We start from the raw sequence: 26095 nt of genomic DNA, 5'->3' as shown, positions 1-26095 counted from the left end.
TACTCCGACCTCCCTTTACTCGTAACGAATTCTCGGATCGACCAAGGCCAGAAGAATGTCGGCAAAGAAGTTACCGACAACCAGCATTATTGAAAGAAATACCAGGAAACTTCCAGCCAAGAACATGTCTTGGGAGCGCAATGCGTTAAAGTACAGCGGACCTGTGGTCGGCAGACTCAACACAATTGACACAACCGTACTTCCCGAAATAATCGAAGGGAAGCTCATTCCGAGACTCATGATCAGCGGGTGAAGGGCGTTGCGGACTGCGTGCTTGTAAACCACCTTGGTTTCCGTCAACCCTTTAGCCCTCGCCGTCTGTACGTACTGCATGTTCAGAATGTCAAGCAGGTTTCCTCGCATAGTCCGCATCAGACCTGCAGTACCGGACATACCAACAACGATGACTGGAATCCATAGATGCTGTAAGAAGTCAATGATTTTGGCCATACTCCAGGGAGCATTCTCCATTCCCCGGGAGAACAGGCCACCGATTGACCACCCAAAGACACGAGATGAAATGACCATCAGTACTAGAGCAATCAAGAAGCCCGGGACACTTAATCCTATGAAGGAGAAGAAGGTAAAGACATTATCCATTACTGAGTACTTGTGTGTCGCCGAATAGATACCGATGGGCACAGCCACAATCCAGCTGAAAATCAAGCTACCCAAGGAGATGACAACGGTAAATCCAAGTCGACTCCAAATTAACTCATTTACCTCTCGGTTGTACTGGAAGGACCGACCGAAGTCGCCACGGACAAAGCCGCTAATCCACTTCCAATACTGTACATAGATTGGCTTATCCAACCCATAGCGCTGATTCAGAGCCTCAATCTGCTGGTCGGCAGTACTGGTTCCCTGAAGCATTAGCTCCGCCCTGTACACGTCAAGATATGAGCCAGGCGGTAAGTTAATCAAAAAGAATCCGATGATGGAAACAAATACTAGGGTGGAGATCATGTACACAAATCGCCGCCCAATAAATGCCATCATGCTGCATCACTTCCTTCAGCATTGTTGTTTGGTGCCGAATAAACTATTCGCAGTGTGTTTCTTGGAGCCGAGCCAAGATCGCCGGCCTCAATCACCTGGTGTCTGTTTGCAGTTCTCTGCGGCCCCTGCCAAATCACTGCGCAATCAAGCGGCCACAGTCCTAGAGTTCCGGGGGCTAGCCAGCTTCCCCGGCTGTAAAGGCTGCTGCAAACTTAGTCTGTAATCCGAGCTGCGTCCTCTGCTAGCTCTACTGCAATTTCCCTAATCCACCACCTCCCGGTGACTCCAGAAATCTCTGATGATGTTTCCAGCATGTAAACTCATCATAGAATAATTTAACGTCACCATTTCATTCTCCTGCCTGGTACTGCTTGTTTTTCATTCACACAAAATTCCAACTTATATAGAAGTTGGATCCAAGCCGGAGTAACAAACTGTGCCTTACAACGTTATATATTCCAGATGCCGCGGCAACATTCCTGTAACAAAATCAGGTCTTCGCTAGATTCGCTTCAAAGTCTCAATCGTCTAAGAAAGTGAATCCAGGGGAATTGAGGCAAGATATCAAAACTCTTACTTCAACGGAGACCTCGACGTAGATAATGAAAAAACGGCCTGCGAAACTTCGCAAGCCGTTCTTGTGGGGTGAGTGATGGGATTCGAACCCACGGCCTCCAGGGCCACAACCTGGCGCTCTAACCAACTGAGCTACACCCACCACGATCTGGCGCGCCTGGCAGGAATCGAACCTGCGGCACTCGGATTAGAAGTCCGATGCTCTATCCCCTGAGCTACAGGCGCTCACTGCCATTCTGCTCCATATTTTTGGATGGAGCGGGAGACGGGAATCGAACCCGCATAGCTGGCTTGGAAGGCCAGAGCTCTACCATTGAGCTACTCCCGCGCACTCTGTAATGTTACCACATTCGCCGAGGTTTTTCAAGTGCTCTTTCCTCACAATTTCTTACTAGGAAGAAGAGCTGGTCGGGGCGAGAGGATTTGAACCTCCGCCCTCCTGCTCCCAAGGCAGGCGCGCTAGCCAAACTGCGCCACGCCCCGATTCTAACCCTCCACCGGGCTGTTGCCCCGGCGAACAATAATGAGTATACCATGGGTCCTTTGCAGCGTCAAGCCCAAAAATCCCGACTCTCTGGGAAAAGCTCCTTAGGCCCTGGATACCCCCTTCTGCCAGCTGGACAGCAGTTGATAAAGCTGAGCCATCGCCCTTCCTCGGTGGCTAATCCTATTCTTCTCCTCCGGAGCAAGTTGGGCAAAGGTCTTGCCGTATTCCGGCAGGAAGAAAATAGGGTCATACCCAAAGCCATTGGTACCTTGGGGGCTATCAGCGATAATCCCAGAACAAATCCCCTCGGCGGTTTGCACCGTGACCTTCTCTCCATCTGGAACCGCGAAGGCAATCACACAGTGAAAGGCCGCGGTACGCTGCTCCGGAGGGAACCCTTCCAGTTCCTTTAATAACTTCTCATTGTTGGCTGCATCGGAGGCATCTTCCCCGGCATAGCGGGCTGACCGCACTCCCGGTGCCCCGTCTAAGGCATCCACCACTAGCCCCGAGTCGTCGGCCAAGGCAGGCAAACCCAGCTGCAGCGCCACCTCCCGGGCCTTCTTAACGGCATTGGCTTGAAAGGTGGCCCCGTCTTCCACTACTTCCTTAACCTCGGGAAATTCACTCACCGCAACCACCTTGATTCCCAAGGGTTGAAGCAAGCTGGCAAATTCCGCCAATTTGTGCCTATTTCTCGAAGCTAGTACCAATTCTAACATTACTTAGTCCTCCAATGCGAGCGGCAAGGTCTTCCGACAACAGCTGCTTCTGCATCTCAATTAGCTGGCTAATTCCACTTTCCGCCAAGTCCAGCAGACGATTCATCTCCTCACGGGTAAAGGGAAATTCCTCTGCCGTTCCCTGCACCTCGATTAACCGTCCATCACCGGTCATTACCACATTCATGTCCACCTGGGCCTTGACATCCTCACCGTAGCACAGGTCCAGCATCGGCTGACCATCGACAATTCCTACGCTGGTGGCGGCCACGAAATTGGTGATGGGAAAGGCCGTCCACCTCAGGCGGTCTGTCAGGTAGTTCATCGCATCCATCAGCGCGATAAAGGCTCCCGTCACCGCGGCGGTGCGGGTACCGCCATCGGCTTGAATTACATCACAGTCTAACCACAGGGTCCGCTCCCCCAAGGCCTTCAGATCAACTACTGAGCGCAAGGCCCGGCCGATCAGACGTTGAATCTCCGAGGTTCTGCCACTGAGCTTGCCTCGTGCCGCTTCTCGGACGTTGCGGGTTTCTGTCGCCCTGGGCAACATGGAGTACTCAGCAGTCACCCAACCCTGCCCTGTCCCACGTAAGAAAGGAGGTACCTTTTCCTCAACACTGCAGGTACAGATTACCTTGGTGTCACCGACTTCAATTAAGACAGAACCCTCGGCATACTTATTGATATTTCGGGTCAACTTGACTTCCCGTAATTGATCTGGACTCCTTCCATCCAACCTAGACAAAGAAATCTCCTCCCTGAATCTTCGACTACTCGGCGATGCGCCTAACTAGGGAGCCCACTAACTCCCGGAAGCGGTCCCCTCTTTCTTCGAAATTCTGAAACATATCATAGCTGGCACAGGCCGGAGATAGCAGAACAACATCCCCGGGGCTGGCCAGGTCATTGGCCAACCTCACCGCCTGTTCCAGGGCCTCCACTCGATAAACCGGCACTTGACTGCCTTGAGACGAAATCGCCGCCTCGATCTTAGCAGCGGCAGCACCCAACAGGACTACAGCCTTGGCTTTCTCCTGGATCACTTGGGCAAACTCATCAAAGGGCAGGTTCTTATCATATCCACCGGCGATGAGAATAATTGGTTCCACAAAGGCACGGAGCCCAGCAACGGCTCGACTGGGTGAAGTAGCGATGGAGTCGTTGTAGAACTTCACGCCATCGATCTCCCGCACCTTCTCCAGACGATGGGGCACGCCGGCAAAGGTGGTGATCACCGAAGTTAATGCCTCCAAAGAGACTCCGGCCAAAGCCGATGCCGCTGCCGCCGCTAGGATATTCTCTATATTATGACTGCCCACTAGGCGAATATCATCCACGGAACACAGGATTTTCTCCCCTGACGCCGCCGGCGGAACATTCCGCAAGACAATCTCACCGTCTCGGACAAAGGCACCTTGATCCACTTCCCTTTGTCGACTGAACCAATATACCTGTCCCGGGGCCGATTCCGCCATGGCCCTGGTGATGGGATCATCGTAATTGAGCACCACCTGTTGCTCCGAAGACTGAAACTGCCAGATTCGCTTCTTGGCTGCGATATAGGCCTCCATAGAAGGATGCACATCGAGATGATTTGGGGTAATGTTGGTCACCACGGCAATATCCGGGGCATGATCGACAATCTCCAGCTGAAAGCTGGAAAGCTCCAACACCACCCAATCGGACTTGGCGATGTCGGCAATTTTGGTCAACAACGGTGTGCCGATATTACCGCCGACCCAGGTCCGCTTTTCTTTACCTAACATCCTTCCGATCAGAGTTGTAGTTGTTGTCTTACCGCTACTGCCGGTAATACCCACCGTCGAAGCGGGGTTCAACTCCAAGAATAGGCCCATTTCGCTGCATATAGTCACATCGGTGTTGGCCAAGGCTTTAATCTCCGGTAATTCCTTGGGCAATCCTGGGGCTAAGAAGACCCAGTCAAACTGCTCCAAACCCGACAGGTAATCGGCGCCAAACTTAAAGTCTATCGGATAATCTTTGATCTGGTGCCATCGCTGTCCCAGTTGTTCCGGAGTCTTTTTGTCACAGGCAGTAATCACGTCTTGGCGCGGTAGTAAGTATTGAATTACGGCCAGATTGCTGACGCCCAAGCCAACGACTGCTACCCGTTTTCCCTGCCAATTAACCATCTGCCCACCCCCTTGGTCAATCACATTCCCGTGGCCTGTTCCATTGTCGCGGTTGGAGAACCTTGCCTGCTAACACCTGAGAGCGAGCAGCAAAATGTCCTGGATCGCCACTAACATAATACTCACTGCCCCGTCCCCGGGCCGGGCTGAGCCCGTCGGTTTCCTCCAATCTGCGCCGCACTTCCCCTACCGTTTCGATAGCAGGGTCGATCAAGGTCAACTCCGGCGCCAGGGCCTGAATCCGAGGGGCGAGAAAGGGATAATGAGTGCACCCCAAGATGAGGATTTCTGCCTGGGCCTGCCGCACCGGCTCTAGGTATTCCTCCAACACCTGGGTTAGATTAGGTTCTTCCAGGCGTCCCGACTCAATCATGGGAACTAATTTCGGGCATGGCACCGCCACCGTTTCCACTCCGGGATTGGCTGCTTTTAGCTTTTGGGAGTAGACCCCGGAAGCTACCGTCGCTTCAGTGGCCCACAGGGCAATGGGTCCTTTCCTGTGATGACGCAAAGCCGCCCTGACACCGGGCTCAATTACCCCTACTACAGGTACAGGAAACTCTTCCTGGATCTCGGGAAGGGCCAGTGCCGACGAAGTATTGCAAGCGGCAAGCACCAACTTCACATCAAACTCCAACAGGAAGGTGATAATCTCCCGGGAATACTGCCGAATCTGCTCCGCGGTTTTTTCCCCGTAGGGGGCCTTGGCAGTATCGCCCACATAGATAATGTGTTCTTCTGGCAAGTTTTCTTCTAGTTGTTTGACGACAGTCAACCCTCCCACCCCGGAGTCATAGACCCCAATGGGACGCGCGTCGCTCATTGTTCATCATCCATCCTCACTAATTTCCCGGCGATACCATCTCAGCGGCAAATTCCAAGGGTTGACTCAGGTCAACATGACCCGTCAATGTATCTACCGGCATCCCTTCGACTAGCAACACCACCTGCCGAATACCCGGGAGGGAAGTCAGTGTATTCACGATAGAAAATACCGTTTGTAGTTCCGCTGAGCTGCCGCCGGGATGATCCTCCACTAGCTCACGGCTAAAACTGACGGTGGCTACCCCTTGCTCTACTTCTACAGCCAAGAGCCGACAATTCGGTGGAATGACCGCAACATACTTTGGGTTGAGGGGTCCAGCACACAGGGCCGCTACCACCTCAGCCACGGAGACAGGCTCCTCCATGTCCCTGGTCTCCACCACCAACAGTTCACTGTTGGGTTCGCCAAAATACAAGGAAACGGTTTGCATCGTCGGAGGAGACAGGGTAGGGCGATTCTCCCTAAGACCCCACCAGACTCCGATGATAATCAAGGCAGTAGCCAGGATAATCACCAGGATACGCCCTAGCTGATGACGGATCATCGAAGTCCCTCCTCTTCTGTGCAGAGAGTATCGGTGCTGTTAGATTCCCCTTGCTCAGTCACCAGAGATTCCGTCTCCACAGGTTCCCCTTCTGGTACACTAAAGTATTGATATACTCCCGCGATGATACCAATAGCGGCTCGCCGTTGCATCTCACTGTCGAGAAAGCGGGGACCCTCCTCGGCGTGATCTAGGAAGGCAACTTCCACCAGGGCCGCTGGAACCTCCGTGTGCCTCAACACATAGAGATCCTCTCTGATTTTTGTTCCTCGATCTATCGTATCCAACACTGCGACCAACTGCCGTTGCAGCGCTCGACTCAAGGCTGCGTTGGCAGGATTGCTGTCTTTGTATAGAGTTTCGGTCCCAGCGGCCTGCTTAGAATAGGATGCGTTAAAGTGAATACTGATAAACGCGTCGGCCTGTCTTTCATTAGCCAACTGACTACGCTGGCTCAAGGGAACCAGGTTATCGGTCATCCGGGTCATATAGACCTCCGCGCCAGCGGCCTGTAGGCCCTCATATACCTGCAGTCCCACCGCTAGGTTCAGTTCCTTCTCCCAAACGCCGTCTCGACCGGCAGCGCCCACTTCGGGACCACCGTGTCCGGGATCGATGACAATCACCTTGCCCTCTAATCCCGACAATAATCCACCAAGGGCCTCCGGAGACAATTCCCGTTGCTTCAGCCATTGGATGGCTTCCGGGGTCATCAGATCCAGGGCCGGTAAAGTAAGGGCGACATCCAAGGCTTCCTGGCCGCCGACTGGAACATCTTCTTCCTCCGGTGATGACCTTGGTCCCGATTCTGGGTCACCGTCTCCTATCCCCGGACCAGATCCCGCAGGCAGGTCAGCGCTAACCTCAGCAATCATGGACTCTGAGGGTGAAGCCTCCCAGCGGGTATTACCAAAGGACTCCCAACCAGTATCTGCCAGGGCACCAACGCCATCGTAGATGGGTTGCCGTAGAGCCAACCATCCCGTTTCCCCCCGCAGGCCAGGAAGGAGCAGTTCCACACCCTTCTGGTTCGGCCTTGCCTCTAGTCGCGAAGCATCGACGGGCTCCTTTGTCTCCATAACAAAGCGAACAATCCCTGGTTGAAACTGACTAAGTCGAATTTTAGACACCAATTCGTCCTCAATGTCTGCTTCGATTCCCTCTTGGCAGAGGGTGGCGCCATGAAAATCTATCACCAGTCGGTGGGGTTCCCGCAGCAGCTTGATTTCCCGGGCAAGATCACCGGTGCTCTCGAAAAACAAAGTCAGAGCCGATCCCCTGCGGGTTAAGCTGACTCCACCTACCAACTGATTCAGGGCTACCACAACTTTGGTTTCCGATTGCCAGTTCACATCATAGCCCGTCATCCAATGTAAGTCCACAACAATACGAACCACATCGGACTGGTTTTGACTCATCCGGATGCTTCTCACCACAGAGTCTTCGATCTCAATGGTCTCATACTCTACGGCCAGGCGGGATTGTGGAATGTCAATCACCAAACGCGCCGGCGACTGGAGCAGATTGATGCTCAATCCGGAAAACCGGGTGGAACTGATCTCCAGCCAAGCACCCTGTTGATCCCGAGCAAAGGCAACCTGCTTCACCAGGCCCAGGGAGTCGTCAAAGGGCAGCAGCTGCGGCTCTGGATCCAACTGAGGCCCTTCCTCCTCGTGATCCTGGGGCACTGGGCCTTCTACGTGAAAGGCTCCGGACGCCTTGGGCGGATCCCCCATGATTCTCAGAGCCTTCGCCCCGCCATCCCAAGCCAACCGGATTCCTAACATATTCACTATGGCCTGAATCGGCACATAGATATGGTCGTCAATTAGTGTGGGAGGTACTCCCGTCCCCAAAGTCCTTTCCGCTCCCACAAAATACTTCTCACCGACTTGACCTATGTAATCATCTCCGCTTGGGGCCTGAATCGCCAGTTCTCCTGTCGCCCTATTCCACCGAATAATCAGCCCCAAGGGCTCGGCTAGGGACTCTAGGGGCACCATCACTCGACCATCGACGGTGGTGAGCGGTGCCACCAAAGGCAGCGGAGTGTCGTTGTAGATCACTGTGATCGAGGCCTCGGCCCCAGCAACAAACACCAGCGCCAATAATACCCCCAACCAAAGCAAGGCTGAAGATGCCTTGGAATAGTATAACTTCACTCTGCCACCTCCCCTGCAGGATATAGATACCAAGTTCGACAATCCGAAATGCATCTCCTGTCACGTCCTCCAAGTCTTGGTTAGGGCAATCGGGGATTCCAGTCGGGATCGGGCTCTGCCTCATCAAAGGCGGTGAGCAATGTTACCGGTTGCCGGGGATCTCTGCGGCCGACACTGTAAGCCACGGTAACGGAATAGCTGCCCGTGACAGCACCACTTACCGATGGCAACTCGCCCTCAAAGACGATGTGGGCGGGAACCACCCAGTGATAACCATTGTCCTTTACCACAGCGATTTCTTCCCACATCGCCAGGAACTCTGAACGAGCGTCTTCGTCCTGGACCAAGTCCCAGACCTTTTCTCCCTGTGGGTCAGTGATCATCACACTATAGACGGCCACCGACGAACCGGTCCCATTGGCCATCCCGAAGTAACCAAAGAGCCGAGGGGTAGGATCGCTGGGGGTGCTGTTAGTGAATACGTGAAAGGAAATAGCCACCTCCTCGGGCCACAATCCCAGATCCGCGGTAAACTGCTGGTTGTTGTCCCCGGTCTCCACTTGAATCGTCATTCGTTCCCGACGATAGCCTTCAGCCTCTAGTTCCAAGACGTGTTGCCCCACCGGTACTCCTTCGATTACATAGCGGCCATCGCCATCGCTTCTGGCCCGATAGTATTCACCAAGCCTAATCTCAGCCCCTGAAATCGGATCACCTAGGACGTTGCATACCCTACCGCGAAGGGTACCCCAGGCTTGGGGACCTTCCACAGCAGCGGGGACTGTGGGCAGCCAATATCCCGGATAGTGTTCTCGGACCAACAGGGAAACAACCGCGATCCAAACCAACGCCAAGTAAGCAACAAAACTATACCAGGCGATGCGTCGCAATTTACGCCAGGGATTAGGTTCAAACATTTGGCCCGTCACCACCTCATCGCCAAGTTACAAGCTCCCGGCCTTTCTCAGCCATCATATGCGACGAAGCGGCGATAAGATGCAGATATTAATGGCCACCCCCACTGGGGAGGTGGCCAATCAGTTGTCTTACGTTACAGAGCTTCGCTTCGGGTCCTGCTGCGACTGGTGAATCGCCGAAGCCCGCTGAGCCCAATTCCGAAGAACAAGGGTATCGCCGCCAGCAAGTACAGTGACCAAGGGGGCGGCTCCTTAATGGTCCGAATTTCCCGGACACTACCGGGAACTACATTCCCAGCTTCGTCGATGGCCCGAATCACATAACTACCAGGTTCCAAAACCAATTTGAAGGCGGCAAAGCTGGGACGCCGTCCCGCCATCTCTACCTTATCGGGATCAAACTCCACAATCTCATAGCCCAGGGCATATCCCGGTGTCTGTTGGACATAGTAGGGTGCCAAGGGAGCGGTTTCCACAACCTCACCACCCTGAACCACTTGCAGTTGGATATTCTCCAACTCTTGCCCCCGCTGCCACTGCCACATTCCCTTCATGCCCCGTCCTGCCAGGGGCTTGTGGGCCTGGACCATGCGCAGGAATTCATAGGCACTGTACTCCGAGGCGGTAAAGGCTTTAAGATACATCGTTCGTGTTCCGTGTAAGTACAGAATGTGTGAACTGTCATCGGACATTACCGGACGGGTCCAACGGCTCTCGGGCAAGATCTCATATCCCACCCCGTGTCTACGGGCGGAGAATACCGTTAGGCTTCGCTCAGAATCTGGGATGACCCCTGCCTCGTTCACCATTCTGATCCGGTACTTGCCCGGGGGTAAGTTTACGATGAAGGCTTCCAAGGGCGCTCCAACAAATTCCGTGGGCGGCGACGGTTCCACCGGTGGATCGGGAATCTCCGATTCGTCATAGGGAACCCCGGTTTCCTGCACATGTTGTACCATCGCAAGGAGAGTTTCTTCGTACTCCACTCGAGCGGTGCGGTAATCGTTCACCGCCTGGTAGTACCTTTCCAGCTCCTGTCGATAAGCTTCATAGGCCCGGTGGGCCTCATCTCCCTTGAGCAATTCGCTGGGGGTGAATTGACCGGAGCGCAAGCGATACCCATAGGACATCATGTCCTGCTTCGAGACCAAATTACCATCGGAGTCGAGAATCTCCAGTTGACCGGGCACATCGATTCGCTTTTCCATCCAGTTGCCCATCCACTCCTGGGTGATATCCCAGTAGTACACATCGGTCTTCGTACCGTTGATCACGTGATCAACGTCCGCGAGAAGGAACATCTCCACCCCCCGAGGGACGAAGGTGGAGGCAAACTTGTTTCCATCCCAGGCACTGATGCCATACACCAACTGTTCTTCCCGAGGCGGCGGTGCGGCAAGGCCAGATCCGACAAAGGTGATGATACACAGCGCCAAAACTAACCCCATCACTACCCGGTTCATCTTCTGACCCCCTTCCGAGCAAAGGCAACCACTGCAATCCAAAGCAATACCCCAGTATAGGCCAGGGCTTCCACCGTTCTGCGAGCAAAGAGTCCCCAGTTACCAAAAACTATCGCGGTAAGACCCCGATCCAAGTAATCGAAGGGACTGAACCAACTGGTTGCCGTCCTGATGTAACTGAGAACGTCTCGGGCAAAGATCAACGGCGAAGCGGTGTTCTCGCTGAACTCCATCAGCCCCATCACTCCCGCTGCCAAATCCGTCACCAGGAAAAAGGCCAAGAAACTGAGGAAGAGAATTATGGAAGTTCGTGCCCTCTTGGTGACAGCAGATAATAGGATCCCAAAGGCAATCAAGGCGGAACCCAAAAGGATGGACATCAGGGCTTGGGCCAAGAAATTCCAGCCAAGGCCCAGGTTCGTTGCCCAGGAGACCACTGCAAAGAAGGCTAAGTAGACGAGAATCATAGCTGCAAAGGTAAGGATCTGCTCCAGGAATTTAGCCAAAACATAGGAGACAGAATCAACGGGGCCGTAAAAAAGCACTTCCAAGGTGCCCTGATCCCGTTCTCGGGTGATGGACATGGCAGAGCACAAAGCCAAATAAGCGGCCCCCAGGATAACGGCATAGCGTAGGGGATCACTTAGGGGACTGTTCAGGGACATCAATCCATTCTGCGCAATACTGGACAGGTTCGAGGTAACGCTGAGGACGGCTGCGGTGAAGGCAACGGTAATTGCAGCGTACAGACCTAGGCTGTAGAAGTTAGATCTCAGCTCCCGGCGCACTATCGCGTAAATCGCGTTCATCCGAGGAGATAAGGCACTCATGAAGCTTCACCTTCCTTCGTCAACAGGGACAGATTGTTTTCAGTGATGGTAATAAAGGCATCTTCGAGGCTCAGTTCTCTGGTGGTCATCCCGATAATCACGCCGCCAGAGCCGGAAATTAACTGAGAAATCTTGGCCCGGTGGTCAGTCTCAGCATCGGTCTTAATCCGAAGCAGATTGCCCTCAGCAACTACGGAAATGACATAGGGCTGAATCTCTAGGGCCTCGACAAGGTGCTCCGGAAGCTCCTCCAATTCTACGACCAGTTCGACGTCCTGACGCAGCCGCTGCTTCAGGTGGGTCATGTCATCTTCTGCCAAGAGTCTGCCTTTGTTCATAATCCCCACTCGATGACAGGTCCGCTCTATCTCCGATAAGATATGGGAGGAAATGAAGAGCGTCTTCCCCCTAGCGTTTTCCTCCATGATCACGTCCCGGATTTCCCGGATCCCATAGGGGTCCAGCGACGACACCGGTTCATCGAGAATGAGCAATTGGGGATCCGCGAGCAAAGCCCTGGCCATGCCCAATTTCTGTTTCATCCCCTTGGAGTACTCCGCCAGCAGCCCATCCCGACGAGACCACAAATTGAGTCGACTCAGTACCTCCTGAATCTTCTTGTCGGGATTGTCCACTTGATACAAACGAGCAAAGAACCGGAGATATTCTAAGGCGGTCATATCCTCGTAAAGGTATTGAAACTCCGATAACACTCCGATTTGACGCCGGATTTGGAAGTAATCCTCCTGGGGCTTCTTCCCAAATAACCGAATCTCCCCTTGAGTTGGGGGCTCCATCCCCAACAGCATCATAATCGTGGTTGTCTTGCCCGCCCCATTGGGGCCGAGAAAGCCATAGATCTCCCCCTTTTGCACATGGATATTGAGATTATCCACGGCGGTTAGCTTGTCATAGCGTTTAACCAAGTTCCGTGTTCGGATCACAATAGGTCCCTCCCATCCCTTGGTGTTAATCACCGGGATAACACCCATCTTGACTGTTTCACAGCTGGTTGGATATAATTTTCTATACACTTGATGTCTTCCCTTTATCTCAAGGGAACGCCAAGGGTCACTGCCAAGACCGGAGGTGATAACCAATGGCTAAAGGAAAGGCCGAGAAGACGGTTTGTCTTAACCGCCGAGCTCGGCACGATTATTTTATCGAAGATACTCTAGAGGCAGGCATTGCCCTCCAGGGTACCGAGGTTAAGTCCCTGCGGGCCGGCCGGGCCAACCTCAGGGACTCCCATGCTCTGATCGAAAACGGTGAGGTTTGGCTGTACAATATGCACATCAGTCCCTATGACCAGGGCAACCGTTTTAACCACGAACCCACTCGGCCTCGCAAGTTGCTCTTGCACAAGCGGGAGATTATGCGGTTGCTGGGGCAAGTCCAACAAAAGGGTTTTACTCTCATCCCCCTGCGGGTATATTTCACCTCCTACGGTAAAGCTAAGGTGGAGCTGGCCCTAGCTAGGGGTAAGAAGCTGTATGATAAGCGAGAGGCCCAGGCCAAGAAGGATGCCCAAAGGCGAATCCAAACGGTCCTAGCGGAGCGGCAGCGGGGATAGTGTGTTTGCAAAGGAAGCAAGATGGTGTATAATATATGGTGTACTGAAGTGTGTGATCCTTTCTTGGGGGTGAATTTAGGTTCGACACGGATAGGATGAGCAGTAGTAGCGAGCCGAGGTCTCCTGTGCCTCGTTAAACAGCGGGAACCTAAATTTAAGAGCAAACGATAATTACGCTCTCGCTGCTGCCTAACTAGGCGGTAGCCATCCGAACCGGTTTGGCCTACGGGCCGGCTAGGGTGTCATTTGCAGTAGGCTTGCTGACTAGTGTTGCCCATGGCTAGTTCAGGACACTTAATGGGATAGTTGCTCCAAGGATCCTGCCTCTAGGAGCCGGAGCGATGAAGCTGAAATATAGAGGATACGCTCGTAGAAGCTATTGTGGGTTCATCCGTGGACAGCGGTGCAAATCCGCTCACCTCCACCAAAAACCAAAAACCTGAGGCATTGCTGCCTCAGGTTTTTTTCTGCATTTATTTCACGTGACCAACACCGGAGCGACTTAGACGAATTTCTACCTTGTCGGCAATCCGGACAGTAATCTCATCGCCCTTAGCATTGGTGACTTCTCCGTGAATGCCGCCTACGGTCACAATTCTGTCACCCTTCTTGATGGCATTCAGCATCTCGGTTCTTTGCTTCTGTTGCTTCTGCTGCGGTCTCCAAAGAACAAAGTAGAAAACGGCCAGCATGATGATGAAGGGCATAAGCATGGATATCAACCCGGCCGGTCCACTGACCTGGGCTCCCTCAGCAGCGGCAAATACCATTGACATAGGTTCACCTCCCCGCTCTAAAAGCAAAAACATACTCGACGATTTCTGCGTAGTGGCAAACTATTCCTTTCCCTGATTATATCTATCAAGAAACTCTCGGCGAAATTCCGGAAGCCGATCCTCGCGCAGGGCTTCCCGAATATCTTCCATCAGCCGCAGCAGGAACCGGACATTGTGCCATGTGGTCAACCGCACACCTAGAATCTCCTTGGTTTTAAGCAGGTGTCGGATATAGGCCCGGGTAAACTGACGACAGACCCGACAATCGCAATCAGAGTCAATGGGACGAAAATCCCGAGCGTATTTTTCGTTGCGGATAGTAAGGGGACCATCCTTGGTATACACGGTACCATGACGCCCCAGTCTAGTGGGCAGCACGCAATCGAACATATCTACTCCCCGCTCCACTCCCTCAAGGAGACAGTCCGGCGACCCAACTCCCATGAGGTAACGGGGCTTGTTTTCAGGCAGTTCCGGAACCGTATACTCCAGCATCTCATACATCAGGTCCTTAGGCTCACCGACACTGAGGCCGCCAATGGCATATCCGGGAAAGTCCAGCTCCACCAGATCCCGAGCCGAGGCAATGCGAAGGTCCTTGTACATGCCGCCTTGCACAATCCCAAAGAGGGCCTGATTGGGGTTATTGTGGGCCTTCAGGCAGCGTCTAGCCCATCTACTAGTCATTTCCATAGACTGCTTCGTATACTCATAGTCTGCCGGGTAGGGGGCACATTCATCAAAGGCCATGACGATATCGGCACCGAGGGCCATTTGAATCTCCATGGATTTTTCGGGACTGATAAAATGCTTGGACCCATCGAGATGGGAGCGAAAGTACACCCCTTCCTCAGTTATCTCCCGCAAGTCATTGAGACTAAAGACTTGAAAGCCCCCACTGTCGGTTAAAATGGGCCGATCCCAGGACATAAACCGGTGCAATCCACCAGCAGTCTTCACCAGATCATGGCCCGGCCGCAGATACAAATGATAAGTATTGCCTAAGATGATCTCGGCCCCTACTTCTTCCAGTTCCCAAGGGGCCATTGTCTTTACTGTAGCCTGAGTGCCCACAGGCATAAATACCGGTGTTTGGATCTCGCCATGGGGGGTAGTTAACTTGCCTAGTCTGCCTCGATTGTTCGGAGCCTGATATTCCACTGTGAAGGTGATCGCCAATTTTTCCTCACCTCATCTTCTTGTCACATCTCGATCCTTCGTCTATTCTGGAGAAACCTACAGGAGCAACATCGCATCGCCGAAACTAAAAAACCGATAACCCATGGCCACCGCCTGTTGGTAACACTGCAGTATCTTTTCTCGTCCGGCAAAGGCCGACACCAACATTAATAATGTAGACTTTGGCAGGTGGAAGTTGGTGATCATTCCATCGACGGCCTTAAACTGATACCCCGGATAGATAAAAATATCGGTCCATCCTTCCCGGGCCTGCCAGGGACCAAGCCCCGCGGCGGTCTCCAAGGTGCGCACGGAAGTTGTACCTACGGCTATCACCCGGCGCCCTTCGTCCTTGGCTTGGGCAATAGCCTTGGCGGTGGTCGCCGACAGACGAAAATACTCGGAATGCATCACGTGTTCCTCGATGGTGGCAGTACTTACTGGCCGAAAGGTACCCAGTCCCACATGTAAAGTAACGTACTCCAGCTGTATTCCCCGGGCCTGCAGCCCCTCCAATAACTGGGGGGTAAAGTGCAAACCCGCGGTGGGTGCCGCTGCTGAACCCCTCTCTTTGGCATAGACCGTCTGGTATCTGTCCGCGTCCTTCAGCTCCCTCCTGATGTATGGGGGCAGCGGCATCTGCCCTAACTTGTCCAAAACCGCCTCAAAGGAGGGACCGGTAAACTCAAACTCAATCAATCTACCCCCAACCTCCGTCGAGGCCAGGACTTCGCCCACCAGTTCACCCTCACCGAACCGGATCCGCACTCCCGGTTTGGCCCTGCGCCCGGGTTTAACTAAGGTCTCCCAGCGGTTAAGGCCTACCTTTTTGAGCAGCAGCACTTCAATCTGCGCCCCGGTGCCCTCTCGCACACCATACAGACGGGCCGGCATCACCCGGGTATCATTGAGAACCAAGAGATCACCGGGCAGCAACAGATCCGGCAAATCCCGAAAGATTTTGTGCTCTACCTCTTCCCGATCCCGTCGGACCACCATCAAGCGGGAGGCGTCCCGGGGAGTCATCGGTGATTGGGCAATTAATTCCTCTGGTAGGTTGAAATCAAAATCTGCTACATCCATGGAGTTGTGACCACCTTAGTGTTGTTATTCCTATTCCTCTTTGTACCCCATCTGGCGGATTAGATTGGGATTGTCTCTCCAATCCTTCCGCACCTTGACCCACAAATCCAGAAACACTTGGGAGCCCAGTATTCCTTCGATACTGCTGCGAGCATTCTGCCCAATTTCCTTGAGCATGCTGCCTCCCTTACCGATAATAATCCCCTTTTGTGAGTCTCGCTCCACAAAGATGGTGCAGCGAATGTCCACCAAATCCTTGTCCTCTCGGGCCTTCATCTCCTCGACGATGACCGCCACGGAGTGGGGTACCTCTTCCCGGGTCAAGTGCAGTACTTGCTCACGTATCAACTCAGCGACTACAAACTGCTCGGGATGATCAATGATATAGTCGTCGGGATAATACTGGGGTCCCTCGGGCAGCTGGGTAACCAAGTAGTCCACTAATTGGTCTAGGTTGGTTTGCTCCAGGGCGGAAATAGCAAAGACCGGCCAGGGCCCCAGGGCTTTAGCCCCTTGGACTACCTGATTCGTCTGCTCCTCGGTGAGCTGATCGATCTTGTTGACAGCCAGGGCTACCGGGGTAGAGACTCCCGTCAACTCTTCGGCAATGGCCCGATCCCCCTGGCGAATCCCATCGACGCCATCGATGATGAACAGGATCCCATCCACTTCGGAAATGGCACTCCTTGCCACCTTCACCATGTGCTCTCCCAGTTTGTTCTTTGGCCGGTGAATTCCCGGAGTATCTAGGAAAATGATCTGAGCATCCCGGCGAGTGAGGATACAACGAATTTTGTTGCGGGTTGTCTGGGGCTTGTCGGCGACAATCACTACTTTTTCTCCCAGCAGACTGTTAAGGAGCGTTGACTTACCTACGTTTGGGCGGCCGACCACTGCGACAAATCCTGATCGAAACTGACTCATTCCTTCACCTCTTCAGCCAAAGTCTTGATCAAATAGTATCGGTTGGTCCCGGGACCATAGGCATCGGGAATCATCTTGACCCTTTGAAAACCGGCCCCACGATAGAGGGACAGGGCACGGGAATTCTCCGGTGCCACCGTTAGGGCTAGTTTGGCAATTCTCATCTCCGATAATCGGCGGCAAATCTCCCTCAAGAATACTTTGCCCCATCCTCGACCCCGCTTACCGGCGACAATAGAAAAGGCGAAGAGATAGGCAGTCGCCGGATCCTCCCAATCCCTCATACACTCCGCCACTCCTACCGGTTGGCGGCGATGCCACAGGACAAACACTGCCCCATGGCGAGCAAAGGCCGGCAAGAACCACTCATTCATACCTCCAATGCCAAAGGCATCGATTTCCATTTCAACCAAGGTCGCTAATAGCTCTTGGGATAGTTCCCTTTCCCAAGTCACCGAAAGATCTGACTCACTCATAGCCGCTCTCTCCACTCAATGACTGCTGGTCAAAACTGTAGGGCATCAGCTCTGCCACTGTAGTCTCTAGAACATCTCCCCGCAAATTACCCAACCAAACCTTCATCTTGGGACCTAGTTCCACCATCACCTGCCGGCAAAGGCCACAGGGAGAGCAGGGCCCCTGGGTATCGGCAACCACGGCAATTTCCTCCAATACCCTTTCTCCTTCGGAGATAGCTTTAAACATGGCCACCCGCTCGGCGCAGCAAGTGGCACCATAGCTGGCATTCTCAATGTTGCACCCCAGATAAACCCGACCACTTCCTCCCCGGACCGCGGCACCCACGGCAAACTGAGAGTAGGGCGCATGGGCAAACTGACGGGCCTGCTGAGCCAAGGCCAATAGTTCCTTGTTGTCAGGATTCTTCACAGCTCAACCCCTCCCCAATAATCCACAGGAAAACGACCGGTTAGAAGAAGGACCTTCCCACCGGTCGTCGCTTTCTTTGCCTAACTCAATTCTAGGGTAACCACAACAGTGGATTGACGGTGTTTCCATTGATCTTGATCCGAAAATCCAGATGGGGACCGGTACTGACACCGGTGTTTCCGGAGTTGGCAATGGCCTGTCCTCGGACCACCTTGTCACCCTTTTTCACCAACAGCCGGGAGTTGTGACCATACCAAGTGGTTACTCCACCACCGTGGTCAATGACTACCCCCAGACCAAAGCCACCCATATTTTCCGCTTGAATTACCGTTCCCGAGGCTGCAGCTCGGACGATGGTACCGGTGGGGACAGCGATATCAATCCCCCCATGGAATTGCCGGTTCTTATATACTGGGTGGGTTCGCCAACCATATCCCGAGGAAATGCTACCCTTGACAGGCCAGCGAAGGCTCTCTAAGACCCTGCCGCCCCCGACACTGGGGATCAAGAGCTGCTGTCCCTCCCGCAAAAATCCGGGATCCCGAAGGTTATTGGCCCGGGCAATGGCACTAATCGTGGTGTTAAACTTCCGAGCAATGATGTAAGCGCTTTCTCCCCGCTGCACGGTGTAGGTCATCATCGCCGCAGTTTCCCCACCTTGACTGCTGGCGTCCTTGACCTGGTCGCCACCATTGCCGCCGGCACCGGAAGTATCCCTGTCAACGGGAATTACCAACTTCTGGCCCCGGTAAATCCTGTCGCTGGTCAAGTCATTGGCGTCCATAATTGCCTCTACGGAGGAACCATAGCGCTTGGCCAGTCCAATCAGAGTATCTCCCCGCTGGACCCGATGAACCAGATTCAAACCAGCATCCCTCAGGCATTTGTAGGTCTGCGGTCCCACGATTCCATCGGCGACAATCCCGTTGTCCTGCTGAAAGGTCTTCACCGCAGCCTGAGTTTTGGCTCCAAACTTGCCATCGGGAACAACATCATACCCCAGATTCTGTAACATCCGCTGAATTTCAGCCACATCGGGACCGCTCATGTTTCTCTCAATTACTCGACCCCCGAAGGCTGCCGCCGCGGACACGGTGGAACATAGTAAGACGAAGGATAAGATAAGTGCGACAAGAATACGTGACTTCATGGTTGCCCCCTGTTGCTGTTCTTTTTGTTACACTTGTTACATTTCGAACCCAAGTCCTGATTTTCCTTTGCCACTTGTTAGATTCTAGGTCAATCGATGGCTGCAATGCTGCTACAATATACTCTGCAAGTCGCGCAAGGGATATCCAACCTAACGGCCAATCACTGCCTCACCTGGACTAGACTGCCAGGAGGGAAAAGACCAACCAGGCCATTCCTATGCCCACTATCATGCCGATTAGCACCTCGGTCAGCGAATGAATCCTCGCCTCTAACCGACTCTGAGCCACCAAGAGCGCCAAACCGATGGCCAAGGCCACTACGGTGGGGGAAGCCCCAACAAAGTAAATGGCCGTTACCAAAGCCGCCGCCAGGGCCGAATGGCCACTGGGCATTCCACCTCGGAACCCCCGCAGGTTGCCCAGGGCTGCCTTAATGGCCACCACCAGTAGGACCACAAAGACAGCCCCCACAATAGCCACCAACAACCCCGAGCGCAGCTTCAAAGGCACCACCCTTCCCTGGGCGATCACCAGGTACTTGCCCATCACCAAGATCCCGACGGGTACCGCGGTAATTGCCGTCACCAGTACCGCTCCCGCAGCCAGATTCTTGCTGAGCGCGGCCAAGGGATGATACTCATCGGTAAACAAATCCACGACAGTCTCCAAAGCGGTATTGACCATCTCGGCGGTCAATACCAGGCCAATGGTCAACAGGATTACCGCCAGCTCCAGGCGAGTTACCCCCAAATGAACGGCCAAGATCACAGTCAAGGTCCCGACGATACCGTGAATCCGAATATTCCTTTCCCTTCGCAGGGCAAACCATAGCCCCGCAAAGGCATAGCGAAAGCTTTCCACGAGATTACGGGTCTTAAAGGGCATCGTCGGCTACTCCCGTTTCTGACCGAGCCTGGCCAGCACCTTCTCTTCCATCTGGCGCATCTCTTGCCTTTCGGTCTCAGTCAGATGATCATATCCCAACAGATGGCACATCCCATGTACGGTAAGGAAGGCAACTTCCCGAGTGAAACTATGACCGTATTCTTGGCTTTGCACCCAAGCCCGCTCCAGGGAAATGATAATATCACCTAGGGGCAGGGCCAGCTCTTCACTATGGGGAAAGAGCTCACCTTCGCCCATCGCAAAGGAGAGCACATCGGTGGGCTCATCGATCCCTCGGTGCTCGCGATTAAGCTCTTGAATCCCCGCATCGTCCATGAAGGTGATGCTCACCTCTGCCGCCGGAAGAGTTCCATCATCCCTTGGCCCCGCTAACTCATAGGTCACTGCACAAGCCTCGGTCACTAGGGCCTGCAAGGCTTCGTCCACCGACAGTTTCTCCTGAAGATTAGTCATCTCCACCTCAAGCATAGTTTCACCCCCTACCCTCTGCATTGTCCCGTGACAACTCTTCCTTGAGGGCACTTTCCGGATACTCTACCCGACTGTGATAGATTCCCCCCAATACCTGAACAAAGGCATGGGCGATTTTGTCGAGATCCTTCAGCGTAAGACTACATTCGTCCAGCTGACCGCTGTTGAGGCGGCTCTTAATTAGCTTGCGAACCATTCCTTCGATTCGCCCCGGGGTGGGTTTCGCCAGGGAACGGACGGCAGCCTCCACGGAATCGGCCAACATCACAATGGCCGTCTCCTTAGTCTGGGGCTTCGGGCCTCCGTAGCGAAAGTCGGATTCATCGACGGCCATCCCCGCTTCCACCGCCTTGTGGTAGAAAAACTTCACCAGATCATCGCCGTGATGCTGGGCGATGAAATCCATCAGCGCCGGGGGCAGCTTGTGTTGCCGAGCCAATTCCAAGCCATCCTTGACATGGGAAGTGATAATCAAGGTGCTTAAGGAAGGCGACAACTTATCGTGGGGGTTCTCCGTAGTAAACTGGTTCTCCACAAACAGATAGGGCCTCTTCAACTTACCGATATCGTGGTAAGTGGCACCCACCCGAGCTAACAGGCCATCGGCCCCTACGGCGTCGGCCGCGGTCTCTGCCAGGTTACCCACCAGAATACTATGGTGATAGGTACCCGGCGCTTCTAATAGGAGACGGCGCAGCAGCGGTTGGTTGGGATTGGACAGCTCCAAAAGCTTAATCGATGAAGTAATCCCAAAGAGGCTCTCCAAATAGGGCAAAAAGCCAATGGTGAGCACCGCGGAAACAATTCCATTGACTATTCCGAGATAGGAGTGTCGCAGGATAAAAAGATTATTTGTGGCCAAAGCCATGAAGACGATGGTAGCAAAATTGACTACACCGACAATAAAGCCCGCCCGGGTCAAATCCGACCGTTGGCTGATGCGTCCTACGCTAAACACTCCGGTAATCCCACCGGCCATCACGGTAACCACGGTGGAGATCTGAAAATCCGTCACCATCCCCACAATCACCGACAGCGCTACTACCACCACGATAGCTAGATGGGAATCCAGCAACAGGGTAATTAGCATTGCTGCAAAGGCCGAAGGAATGAGGTAGCCAATCCCTTCCCAGGGAATCAGGGATAAAATCTTGGCAAGGAAGACCGAGATAATCAGCACCAAGCCCAGGAGGGCCAAAAGTCCATCATTAGCGGCCACTTCCCGTTGATGCTGCCACAGATACACTGCCAGGAACACCAAGCTCAGCAGCAGTACCCCGGCAATCCCCGCCACGGTGAGATAGTTTGTTCGCAGCCTCTGCAAGCCCAAATCCTTCAGGACCTCGGCATGCTCCCGAGTAATCACATCGCCTCGACGCACCACAATCTCACCCTGCAGAACCATCACGGGCTCTACGGTATCCGCAGCCTGTTCAGCAATGGTCCGCAGCTTGGCTTCATCGGGAATCAGGTTAGGCTGCACGACAGATTCTACCAAGGCCACAACGGCCTCAGCCACCGTCTCCCTGGTTCCCGGACCCGCGGGTAACAGCCCTTCCCTCTCAAGATAACTGTCCACGAGATCCGGCAACTCAGCCACCACCCGCTCCCGGTCTCCTGTGCCGATTCGCCGGCCACCGAGAAGGTCCTGGGTCAGCTGCAGCGTGACCCGCTCCAACTGCATAAAATCCTGCCAAGAACAGGACAGTACCAGAGTCAGAGTCTGCTTGTCCACCCGCAGGCCTGCATCGGCTTCAATGGTTTGCTGCAAAGCTGATATCTGGCCGCTGGTAGGGGCTAAGCTAGAAGACGGGGCCGACTCGCTTCCGTTGGTACCACTGGTCAGCCCTTCCGGCTGAGCCGGCGGTAACTGCGAGCGCAGCTCCCGAGCCCGATCAAAGACTAAACCCAACTTCTCTCCGGCGGCAGTTGCCACTTTGCCATCGATGACGTAGTTGGCCGGATCCTGCAGCGCCTCGTCAACGGCCAGTTCTGCCTCCTGCTGCCGGAGTTGTTGGGTACGATATCTATTGACAATGGTTTTCGGCGCACTGATATCCCGGGTCGCCACTTGCCCCACCCGCAGTTCTGAGCGACTGGGGATCAAGTTGGCGAGCAGAATACCCAGCAGAGTGACATAGACAATGGAGGCCACGATCCAGTGGCGGGCTCCATCTCTTTCCCACAGCCCGCCAAAAAACCGCATTACCTGTCGCCTAGACCTCTTCCACCACTCCATTATTGATCACACCATCTTTTTCGGCCACAACCTGCTTTTGTTCAAAGAGGTCATAGGCCTTAATTATCCTCTGGACCAACTCGTGACGAACCACATCACGATTATCCAGATATACGAACTCGATGCCCTCCACATCCCGAAGAATCCCTTGTACCTGCTGCAAGCCGGAGGACTTGTCCCGAGGCAAGTCTACCTGAGTGATGTCTCCGGTAATAATCATCTTCGAACCAAATCCCATCCTGGTTAAGAACATCTTCATCTGTTCTGGAGTGGTATTTTGTGCTTCATCTAAAATAATAAAGGAATCATCCAGGGTCCTACCCCGCATATAAGCCAAGGGCGCCACTTCTATAATACCCTTCTCCGAGTACTTCTCATAAATCTCGGCGCCGAGAATATCATACAAAGCATCATATAAAGGCCGCAAATACGGATCCACCTTATCCTGCAGATCGCCGGGCAAAAACCCCAGACGCTCTCCGGCTTCCACCGCCGGTCGGGTTAAGATGATCCGCCCCACTCGCTTGGCTTTCAGCTCAGCAACGGCCATAGCCATTGCCAGGTAAGTCTTTCCCGTCCCTGCCGGACCGATACAAAACACAATTCCGTTTTCCCGAACTGCCTGGACATAGCGACGTTGCCCCGTGGTTCTTGGCGTAATCTTCTTGCCGCGGCAGGTAACCTGAATGACATCGGACTCAAGTTCCGTCAGTGCCTGCTCCTGCCCCCGTTCCGCCAATTCCAATGTGTAGCCCAATTCCTGTAAATTGACCTCCCTTTCCGTAGCAATCTTCGCCAATTCATCCAAGACCCGCAGTACCTTATCCACCGAAGCGGCATCTCCCTTGATAGCCACTTCATTACCCCGGGGAACGAAACTAACCATGGTTTTGCTGGCCAGGGCCCGTAGGTTTCTGTCCCGATCACCAAACAGGGCCAGCGCCGTGGGGATGTCATTTGCTACGAATTTCTTTTCTACTATACCTTGTCCCAAACTAGACAAGACCCTCCTTCACTGGGTTATTGACCAAAGGCTTGATCGAAGGAAGACTGCTGTTGCGACCCCCATTGAATCTGAGTGGTTGCGGCGATGTTCTCCACAGCCTCTCCCACTACTGCGATTGCGATCACAGTTCCCTCTGAAGTGTCGATCTCCTCCACTTCCTCCGGCAAGAACTTCAGCGCAGTATTGGGGGGAACCTCCCGGCGAATACTGGCTTGGGCCTGTGCCACTCCCAACTCGATGGCCACTTCTTTGTCCAGCAGGTAAACACGGCGATCCAGCTCAATAAACCGATGCCGAATCACCTCGATGGGAAACTCCACCTGCCCCAATACCACTGGAATCCTCTCGGTGGTTTCCTCCCAGAATCCATCCTGAGGTGGCTTCGGCCCCAACCACAGTCGGCGGCCGAATAAATCTACCTCTACAGTCTGCATTTCCCGTCCTGTTGGGAACTCCTCCACCTGGGTCAAGGGAATGTCAACCTGAGCCTCATACCACACCCGGGCCTTGACGATTCCCTCTGCCCGTTGGTATAAGCCATCCTGCAAAAAATGAGGAACTCCCGTTTCATCGTAGTAGTGGGGTCGCCCAGAGATCAACACCTGTCCCGCTATAACGGTATCCCCTTCCTTGACCAAGGGCAAGCCCACCAGGGGAATGATCTGTTCGATTAATCCGCTCTTGGCCGCCACCACGTCTCCCGGTAAGTTCTGGTCTTGAAGGACAATTTCCCTCTCCGCTACCTCCAGGACCACCCGGGTTCCTTCCAGTCTAATACCAACCCAGGCCAGCTCTGGAATCTGACTCAAGAGATGGTGAGTGATATCCGCGGTGACAATGTCTGCCTTAGCAGCACCGACCTTGAGGCCCGCGGCCTGTGCCTCCTGCAGCACCTCTTCCGGCGATAGGTCCACAAGACCTTCTACCTCAATAAACCAGACAAATCCCGATAAATAAAAGAGCATAAGGCCACAGATAACCATGCCTGCCAGGAATCCTGGGCGCTTTGCCCCTCGTTGGATCACAAAGGGAAGTCCCACCCGGCGCAGGATCCGAACCTCCAGCCCCAAGCGCCGCACCAAAGGACGTAAACGACGATAGCCGGAAATTCCCACCGCCGCCACATAGAATCCTGGAGCCAGCTGCCGGCAATTCCATAGGGAAATTCCCCCTCGCATCGCCCGGTTCAGCAGTTGTTCGACTCTGGGACCTTTGATTTTGATTATAACATAGCCGAAGATGTATGACCATAAAGACCGCAAAGCCACTACACATCGCCCCCCTGGCCGTTAAAGGCAATGCCATCAATCTTGCCGTCGATGACCAATTCGCTGGAGGCAATGGACCCTAGCTTGAGGTATCGGCCGGATACCAATACCTCGCCCTGGGTTGACCGGATCCTGATTCTCTCCGGATTGTACTCTAAGACCCCCTTGTGGTTCTCGATCACCATTTGCATCGAGCCAATCACAGTGATTTTAGGTAGACCCAAAAAGACGTCCCGAGGCATCTCTATCATATCGATTATCCGCCGCGATACCTTCGGCATTAACCGTCGAATCATCGTGCCATCCCACCCTTCCATGCTATCAAATCTATGCAGGGACAGGATAAATCAGCACAAAAGAAAGAAACAAGCACTCGCGCTGCGCGACCTGCTTGTTTCTTAGGGTCAAATCTATCGGTATCGGCGGCGACTCAAGGGCGGCGCCAATATTTCTGCCAAGACAAAGGCCCGCTGCCACTGTGAAGGGGTAGCCGGTAAAGGCACCCTTCCCCCTGCGGCCTGTTGCTGTACTTGCCGGCGACCACGGGTCTCCTCCCAGGGAAGCAGTGTTTCCCGGTCGTCAAACTCCGACCAATCATCCTCCTCGGTCCAGTCATCCTCCCACCCAAAGTCCTCGGGTCCCTCCTGGGTCATCACCGGCTCCAGGACTGGTTCAGGCCCTGGCATCGTTACCTCCGGCTCAGCCGCCCGGTCGGGTTCCGGTTCTGCCCCTTGAGGCAGGCCCGAGAACTCTGGCCTTTCAGGAGACGGGATACCCTCTAGAGGGAAAACCGTTACCTCTTCCTGCCCCGTAGTCTCTTGGGTAGGAAAGGGTTCCGACAATACCGGACCTTGTCGGACCTTGTCCAGCACCGCGCCCACCACCGACCAGATTAGATACAGAATGACGAGAAGGCCGAATAAACCTTCCATGGCACCATCTCCTTATC

General features: G+C 53.9%; 26 protein-coding genes, 4 tRNA genes and 1 other RNA gene. 2 read left to right on the top strand and 29 right to left on the bottom strand.

Annotated features, from left to right (window positions below; translation table 11 throughout):
• Positions 1-15 precede the first annotated feature (15 nt).
• From GX030_07005 to GX030_06935, 15 genes are all read right to left on the bottom strand, one after another.
• Entirely contained in the window at positions 16-999 is a 984-nt protein-coding gene (locus tag GX030_07005; protein ID NLV92121.1) for an ABC transporter permease, read from the bottom strand.
• A 641-nt stretch (positions 1000-1640) separates the two neighbouring features.
• Positions 1641-1717, bottom strand: a tRNA-His gene (locus GX030_07000).
• 7 nt (positions 1718-1724) lie between these two features.
• Positions 1725-1800, bottom strand: a tRNA-Arg gene (locus GX030_06995).
• Between the two features lie 29 nt (positions 1801-1829).
• Positions 1830-1903 (bottom strand) — tRNA-Gly (locus GX030_06990).
• A gap of 77 nt (positions 1904-1980) precedes the next feature.
• Positions 1981-2058: transfer RNA gene (locus GX030_06985), tRNA-Pro, on the bottom strand.
• A gap of 105 nt (positions 2059-2163) precedes the next feature.
• Positions 2164-2784 (bottom strand): XTP/dITP diphosphatase, encoded by a 621-nt coding sequence (locus tag GX030_06980; protein NLV92120.1) that lies wholly within the window; start codon positions 2782-2784, stop codon positions 2164-2166.
• A complete protein-coding gene (gene rph, locus GX030_06975; GenBank protein NLV92119.1) occupies positions 2753-3532 on the bottom strand; it encodes a ribonuclease PH in 780 nt (259 codons plus the stop codon). The genes GX030_06980 and rph overlap by 32 nt, the downstream gene beginning before the upstream one ends.
• A 25-nt stretch (positions 3533-3557) precedes the next feature.
• Entirely contained in the window at positions 3558-4940 is a 1383-nt protein-coding gene (locus tag GX030_06970) for a UDP-N-acetylmuramoyl-L-alanine--D-glutamate ligase (protein ID NLV92118.1), read from the bottom strand.
• Positions 4941-4956: 16 nt separating this feature from the next.
• Positions 4957-5763 (bottom strand): glutamate racemase, encoded by an 807-nt coding sequence (locus tag GX030_06965; GenBank protein ID NLV92117.1) that lies wholly within the window; start codon positions 5761-5763, stop codon positions 4957-4959.
• Between the two features lie 19 nt (positions 5764-5782).
• Positions 5783-6310 carry a GerMN domain-containing protein gene (locus GX030_06960; protein NLV92116.1) on the bottom strand — a complete coding sequence of 176 codons (528 nt, stop codon included), beginning with the start codon at positions 6308-6310 and terminating at the stop codon, positions 5783-5785.
• Positions 6307-8472, bottom strand: coding sequence for an AMIN domain-containing protein (locus GX030_06955; protein ID NLV92115.1), 2166 nt, complete (start codon positions 8470-8472; stop codon positions 6307-6309). The genes GX030_06960 and GX030_06955 overlap by 4 nt, the downstream gene beginning before the upstream one ends.
• An 80-nt stretch (positions 8473-8552) precedes the next feature.
• Positions 8553-9389 carry a carboxypeptidase regulatory-like domain-containing protein gene (locus GX030_06950; protein NLV92114.1) on the bottom strand — a complete coding sequence of 279 codons (837 nt, stop codon included), beginning with the start codon at positions 9387-9389 and terminating at the stop codon, positions 8553-8555.
• Positions 9390-9523: 134 nt separating this feature from the next.
• Positions 9524-10852: a hypothetical protein gene (locus GX030_06945; GenBank protein NLV92113.1), complete on the bottom strand. Its 1329-nt coding sequence runs from the start codon at positions 10850-10852 to the stop codon at positions 9524-9526.
• Complete coding sequence (locus GX030_06940; GenBank protein ID NLV92112.1) at positions 10849-11682, bottom strand: ABC transporter permease subunit; 834 nt, start codon at positions 11680-11682, stop codon at positions 10849-10851. Before GX030_06940 ends, GX030_06945 begins: the two co-directional genes overlap by 4 nt.
• Positions 11679-12626, bottom strand: a complete 948-nt coding sequence (locus tag GX030_06935) for an ABC transporter ATP-binding protein (GenBank protein NLV92111.1) — start codon at positions 12624-12626, stop codon at positions 11679-11681. Before GX030_06935 ends, GX030_06940 begins: the two co-directional genes overlap by 4 nt.
• A gap of 155 nt (positions 12627-12781) precedes the next feature.
• Between GX030_06935 and smpB the strand changes: the two genes are divergently transcribed.
• Both smpB and ssrA read left to right on the top strand, forming a co-directional pair.
• On the top strand, positions 12782-13255 hold the full coding sequence (smpB, locus tag GX030_06930) for an SsrA-binding protein SmpB (protein NLV92110.1): 474 nt from the start codon (positions 12782-12784) through the stop codon (positions 13253-13255).
• Positions 13256-13320: 65 nt separating this feature from the next.
• Positions 13321-13682: a transfer-messenger RNA gene (ssrA, locus tag GX030_06925) on the top strand.
• A gap of 46 nt (positions 13683-13728) precedes the next feature.
• Here ssrA and yajC read toward each other — a convergent pair.
• The 14 genes from yajC to GX030_06855 form a co-directional block, all read right to left on the bottom strand.
• Positions 13729-14025: a preprotein translocase subunit YajC gene (yajC, locus tag GX030_06920; protein NLV92109.1), complete on the bottom strand. Its 297-nt coding sequence runs from the start codon at positions 14023-14025 to the stop codon at positions 13729-13731.
• A gap of 66 nt (positions 14026-14091) precedes the next feature.
• Positions 14092-15210: a tRNA guanosine(34) transglycosylase Tgt gene (tgt, locus tag GX030_06915; protein ID NLV92108.1), complete on the bottom strand. Its 1119-nt coding sequence runs from the start codon at positions 15208-15210 to the stop codon at positions 14092-14094.
• 57 nt (positions 15211-15267) lie between these two features.
• Positions 15268-16293: a tRNA preQ1(34) S-adenosylmethionine ribosyltransferase-isomerase QueA gene (gene queA / locus GX030_06910; protein NLV92107.1), complete on the bottom strand. Its 1026-nt coding sequence runs from the start codon at positions 16291-16293 to the stop codon at positions 15268-15270.
• 30 nt (positions 16294-16323) lie between these two features.
• Positions 16324-17217, bottom strand: a complete 894-nt coding sequence (locus GX030_06905) for a GTPase Era (GenBank protein ID NLV92106.1) — start codon at positions 17215-17217, stop codon at positions 16324-16326.
• The gene (locus GX030_06900; protein ID NLV92105.1) at positions 17214-17693 is read right to left on the bottom strand and encodes a GNAT family N-acetyltransferase; all 480 of its coding nucleotides are present in this window, start codon (positions 17691-17693) and stop codon (positions 17214-17216) included. The genes GX030_06905 and GX030_06900 overlap by 4 nt, the downstream gene beginning before the upstream one ends.
• Positions 17686-18105: a cytidine deaminase gene (locus GX030_06895; protein ID NLV92104.1), complete on the bottom strand. Its 420-nt coding sequence runs from the start codon at positions 18103-18105 to the stop codon at positions 17686-17688. The genes GX030_06900 and GX030_06895 overlap by 8 nt, the downstream gene beginning before the upstream one ends.
• A 91-nt stretch (positions 18106-18196) precedes the next feature.
• Positions 18197-19255 carry a peptidoglycan DD-metalloendopeptidase family protein gene (locus GX030_06890; protein NLV92103.1) on the bottom strand — a complete coding sequence of 353 codons (1059 nt, stop codon included), beginning with the start codon at positions 19253-19255 and terminating at the stop codon, positions 18197-18199.
• A gap of 178 nt (positions 19256-19433) precedes the next feature.
• Entirely contained in the window at positions 19434-20141 is a 708-nt protein-coding gene (locus GX030_06885; GenBank protein ID NLV92102.1) for a phosphatase PAP2 family protein, read from the bottom strand.
• A 6-nt stretch (positions 20142-20147) separates the two neighbouring features.
• Positions 20148-20630, bottom strand: a complete 483-nt coding sequence (ybeY, locus tag GX030_06880; protein ID NLV92101.1) for an rRNA maturation RNase YbeY — start codon at positions 20628-20630, stop codon at positions 20148-20150.
• Between the two features lie 4 nt (positions 20631-20634).
• Positions 20635-22872, bottom strand: coding sequence for an HDIG domain-containing protein (locus tag GX030_06875; GenBank protein ID NLV92100.1), 2238 nt, complete (start codon positions 22870-22872; stop codon positions 20635-20637).
• On the bottom strand, positions 22850-23758 hold the full coding sequence (locus GX030_06870; GenBank protein ID NLV92099.1) for a PhoH family protein: 909 nt from the start codon (positions 23756-23758) through the stop codon (positions 22850-22852). The genes GX030_06875 and GX030_06870 overlap by 23 nt, the downstream gene beginning before the upstream one ends.
• Before the next feature lie 134 nt (positions 23759-23892).
• Positions 23893-25146 (bottom strand): sporulation protein YqfD, encoded by a 1254-nt coding sequence (gene yqfD, locus GX030_06865; GenBank protein NLV92098.1) that lies wholly within the window; start codon positions 25144-25146, stop codon positions 23893-23895.
• Positions 25146-25427 (bottom strand): sporulation protein YqfC, encoded by a 282-nt coding sequence (gene yqfC / locus GX030_06860; protein ID NLV92097.1) that lies wholly within the window; start codon positions 25425-25427, stop codon positions 25146-25148. The genes yqfD and yqfC overlap by 1 nt, the downstream gene beginning before the upstream one ends.
• Before the next feature lie 129 nt (positions 25428-25556).
• A complete protein-coding gene (locus GX030_06855) occupies positions 25557-26078 on the bottom strand; it encodes a hypothetical protein (GenBank protein NLV92096.1) in 522 nt (173 codons plus the stop codon).
• Positions 26079-26095: the final 17 nt, after the last annotated feature.

The sequence above is a fragment of the Bacillota bacterium genome, from assembly GCA_012727955.1.
Lineage (GTDB): Bacteria > Bacillota > Limnochordia > DTU087 > JAAYGB01 > JAAYGB01.
The sequence above is the reverse complement of the archived record's forward strand: the minus strand, read 5'-3'. Positions and strand labels throughout refer to the sequence as shown.

Bases quoted from the DNA above. Each gene is read 5' to 3' on its own strand.
- GX030_06900 (NLV92105.1), bottom strand. From the start codon at position 17,693: ATGAGTGAGTCAGATCTTTCGGTGACTTGGGAAAGGGAACTATCCCAA.
- GX030_06885 (NLV92102.1), bottom strand. From the start codon at position 20,141: ATGCCCTTTAAGACCCGTAATCTCGTGGAAAGCTTTCGCTATGCCTTT.
- GX030_06870 (NLV92099.1), bottom strand. From the start codon at position 23,758: ATGGTTAGTTTCGTTCCCCGGGGTAATGAAGTGGCTATCAAGGGAGAT.
- GX030_06960 (NLV92116.1), bottom strand. From the start codon at position 6,310: ATGATCCGTCATCAGCTAGGGCGTATCCTGGTGATTATCCTGGCTACT.
- yqfC (NLV92097.1), bottom strand. From the start codon at position 25,427: ATGCCGAAGGTATCGCGGCGGATAATCGATATGATAGAGATGCCTCGG.
- GX030_06875 (NLV92100.1), bottom strand. From the start codon at position 22,872: ATGGAGTGGTGGAAGAGGTCTAGGCGACAGGTAATGCGGTTTTTTGGC.
- GX030_06965 (NLV92117.1), bottom strand. From the start codon at position 5,763: ATGAGCGACGCGCGTCCCATTGGGGTCTATGACTCCGGGGTGGGAGGG.
- GX030_06945 (NLV92113.1), bottom strand. From the start codon at position 10,852: ATGAACCGGGTAGTGATGGGGTTAGTTTTGGCGCTGTGTATCATCACC.
- GX030_06980 (NLV92120.1), bottom strand. From the start codon at position 2,784: ATGTTAGAATTGGTACTAGCTTCGAGAAATAGGCACAAATTGGCGGAA.
- GX030_06970 (NLV92118.1), bottom strand. From the start codon at position 4,940: ATGGTTAATTGGCAGGGAAAACGGGTAGCAGTCGTTGGCTTGGGCGTC.
- GX030_06905 (NLV92106.1), bottom strand. From the start codon at position 17,217: ATGAGTCAGTTTCGATCAGGATTTGTCGCAGTGGTCGGCCGCCCAAAC.
- ybeY (NLV92101.1), bottom strand. From the start codon at position 20,630: ATGCTTGAGGTGGAGATGACTAATCTTCAGGAGAAACTGTCGGTGGAC.
- GX030_06890 (NLV92103.1), bottom strand. From the start codon at position 19,255: ATGAAGTCACGTATTCTTGTCGCACTTATCTTATCCTTCGTCTTACTA.
- GX030_06855 (NLV92096.1), bottom strand. From the start codon at position 26,078: ATGGAAGGTTTATTCGGCCTTCTCGTCATTCTGTATCTAATCTGGTCG.
- GX030_06940 (NLV92112.1), bottom strand. From the start codon at position 11,682: ATGAGTGCCTTATCTCCTCGGATGAACGCGATTTACGCGATAGTGCGC.
- yajC (NLV92109.1), bottom strand. From the start codon at position 14,025: ATGGTATTTGCCGCTGCTGAGGGAGCCCAGGTCAGTGGACCGGCCGGG.
- GX030_07005 (NLV92121.1), bottom strand. From the start codon at position 999: ATGATGGCATTTATTGGGCGGCGATTTGTGTACATGATCTCCACCCTA.
- queA (NLV92107.1), bottom strand. From the start codon at position 16,293: ATGGATGTAGCAGATTTTGATTTCAACCTACCAGAGGAATTAATTGCC.
- GX030_06950 (NLV92114.1), bottom strand. From the start codon at position 9,389: ATGTTTGAACCTAATCCCTGGCGTAAATTGCGACGCATCGCCTGGTAT.
- smpB (NLV92110.1), top strand. From the start codon at position 12,782: ATGGCTAAAGGAAAGGCCGAGAAGACGGTTTGTCTTAACCGCCGAGCT.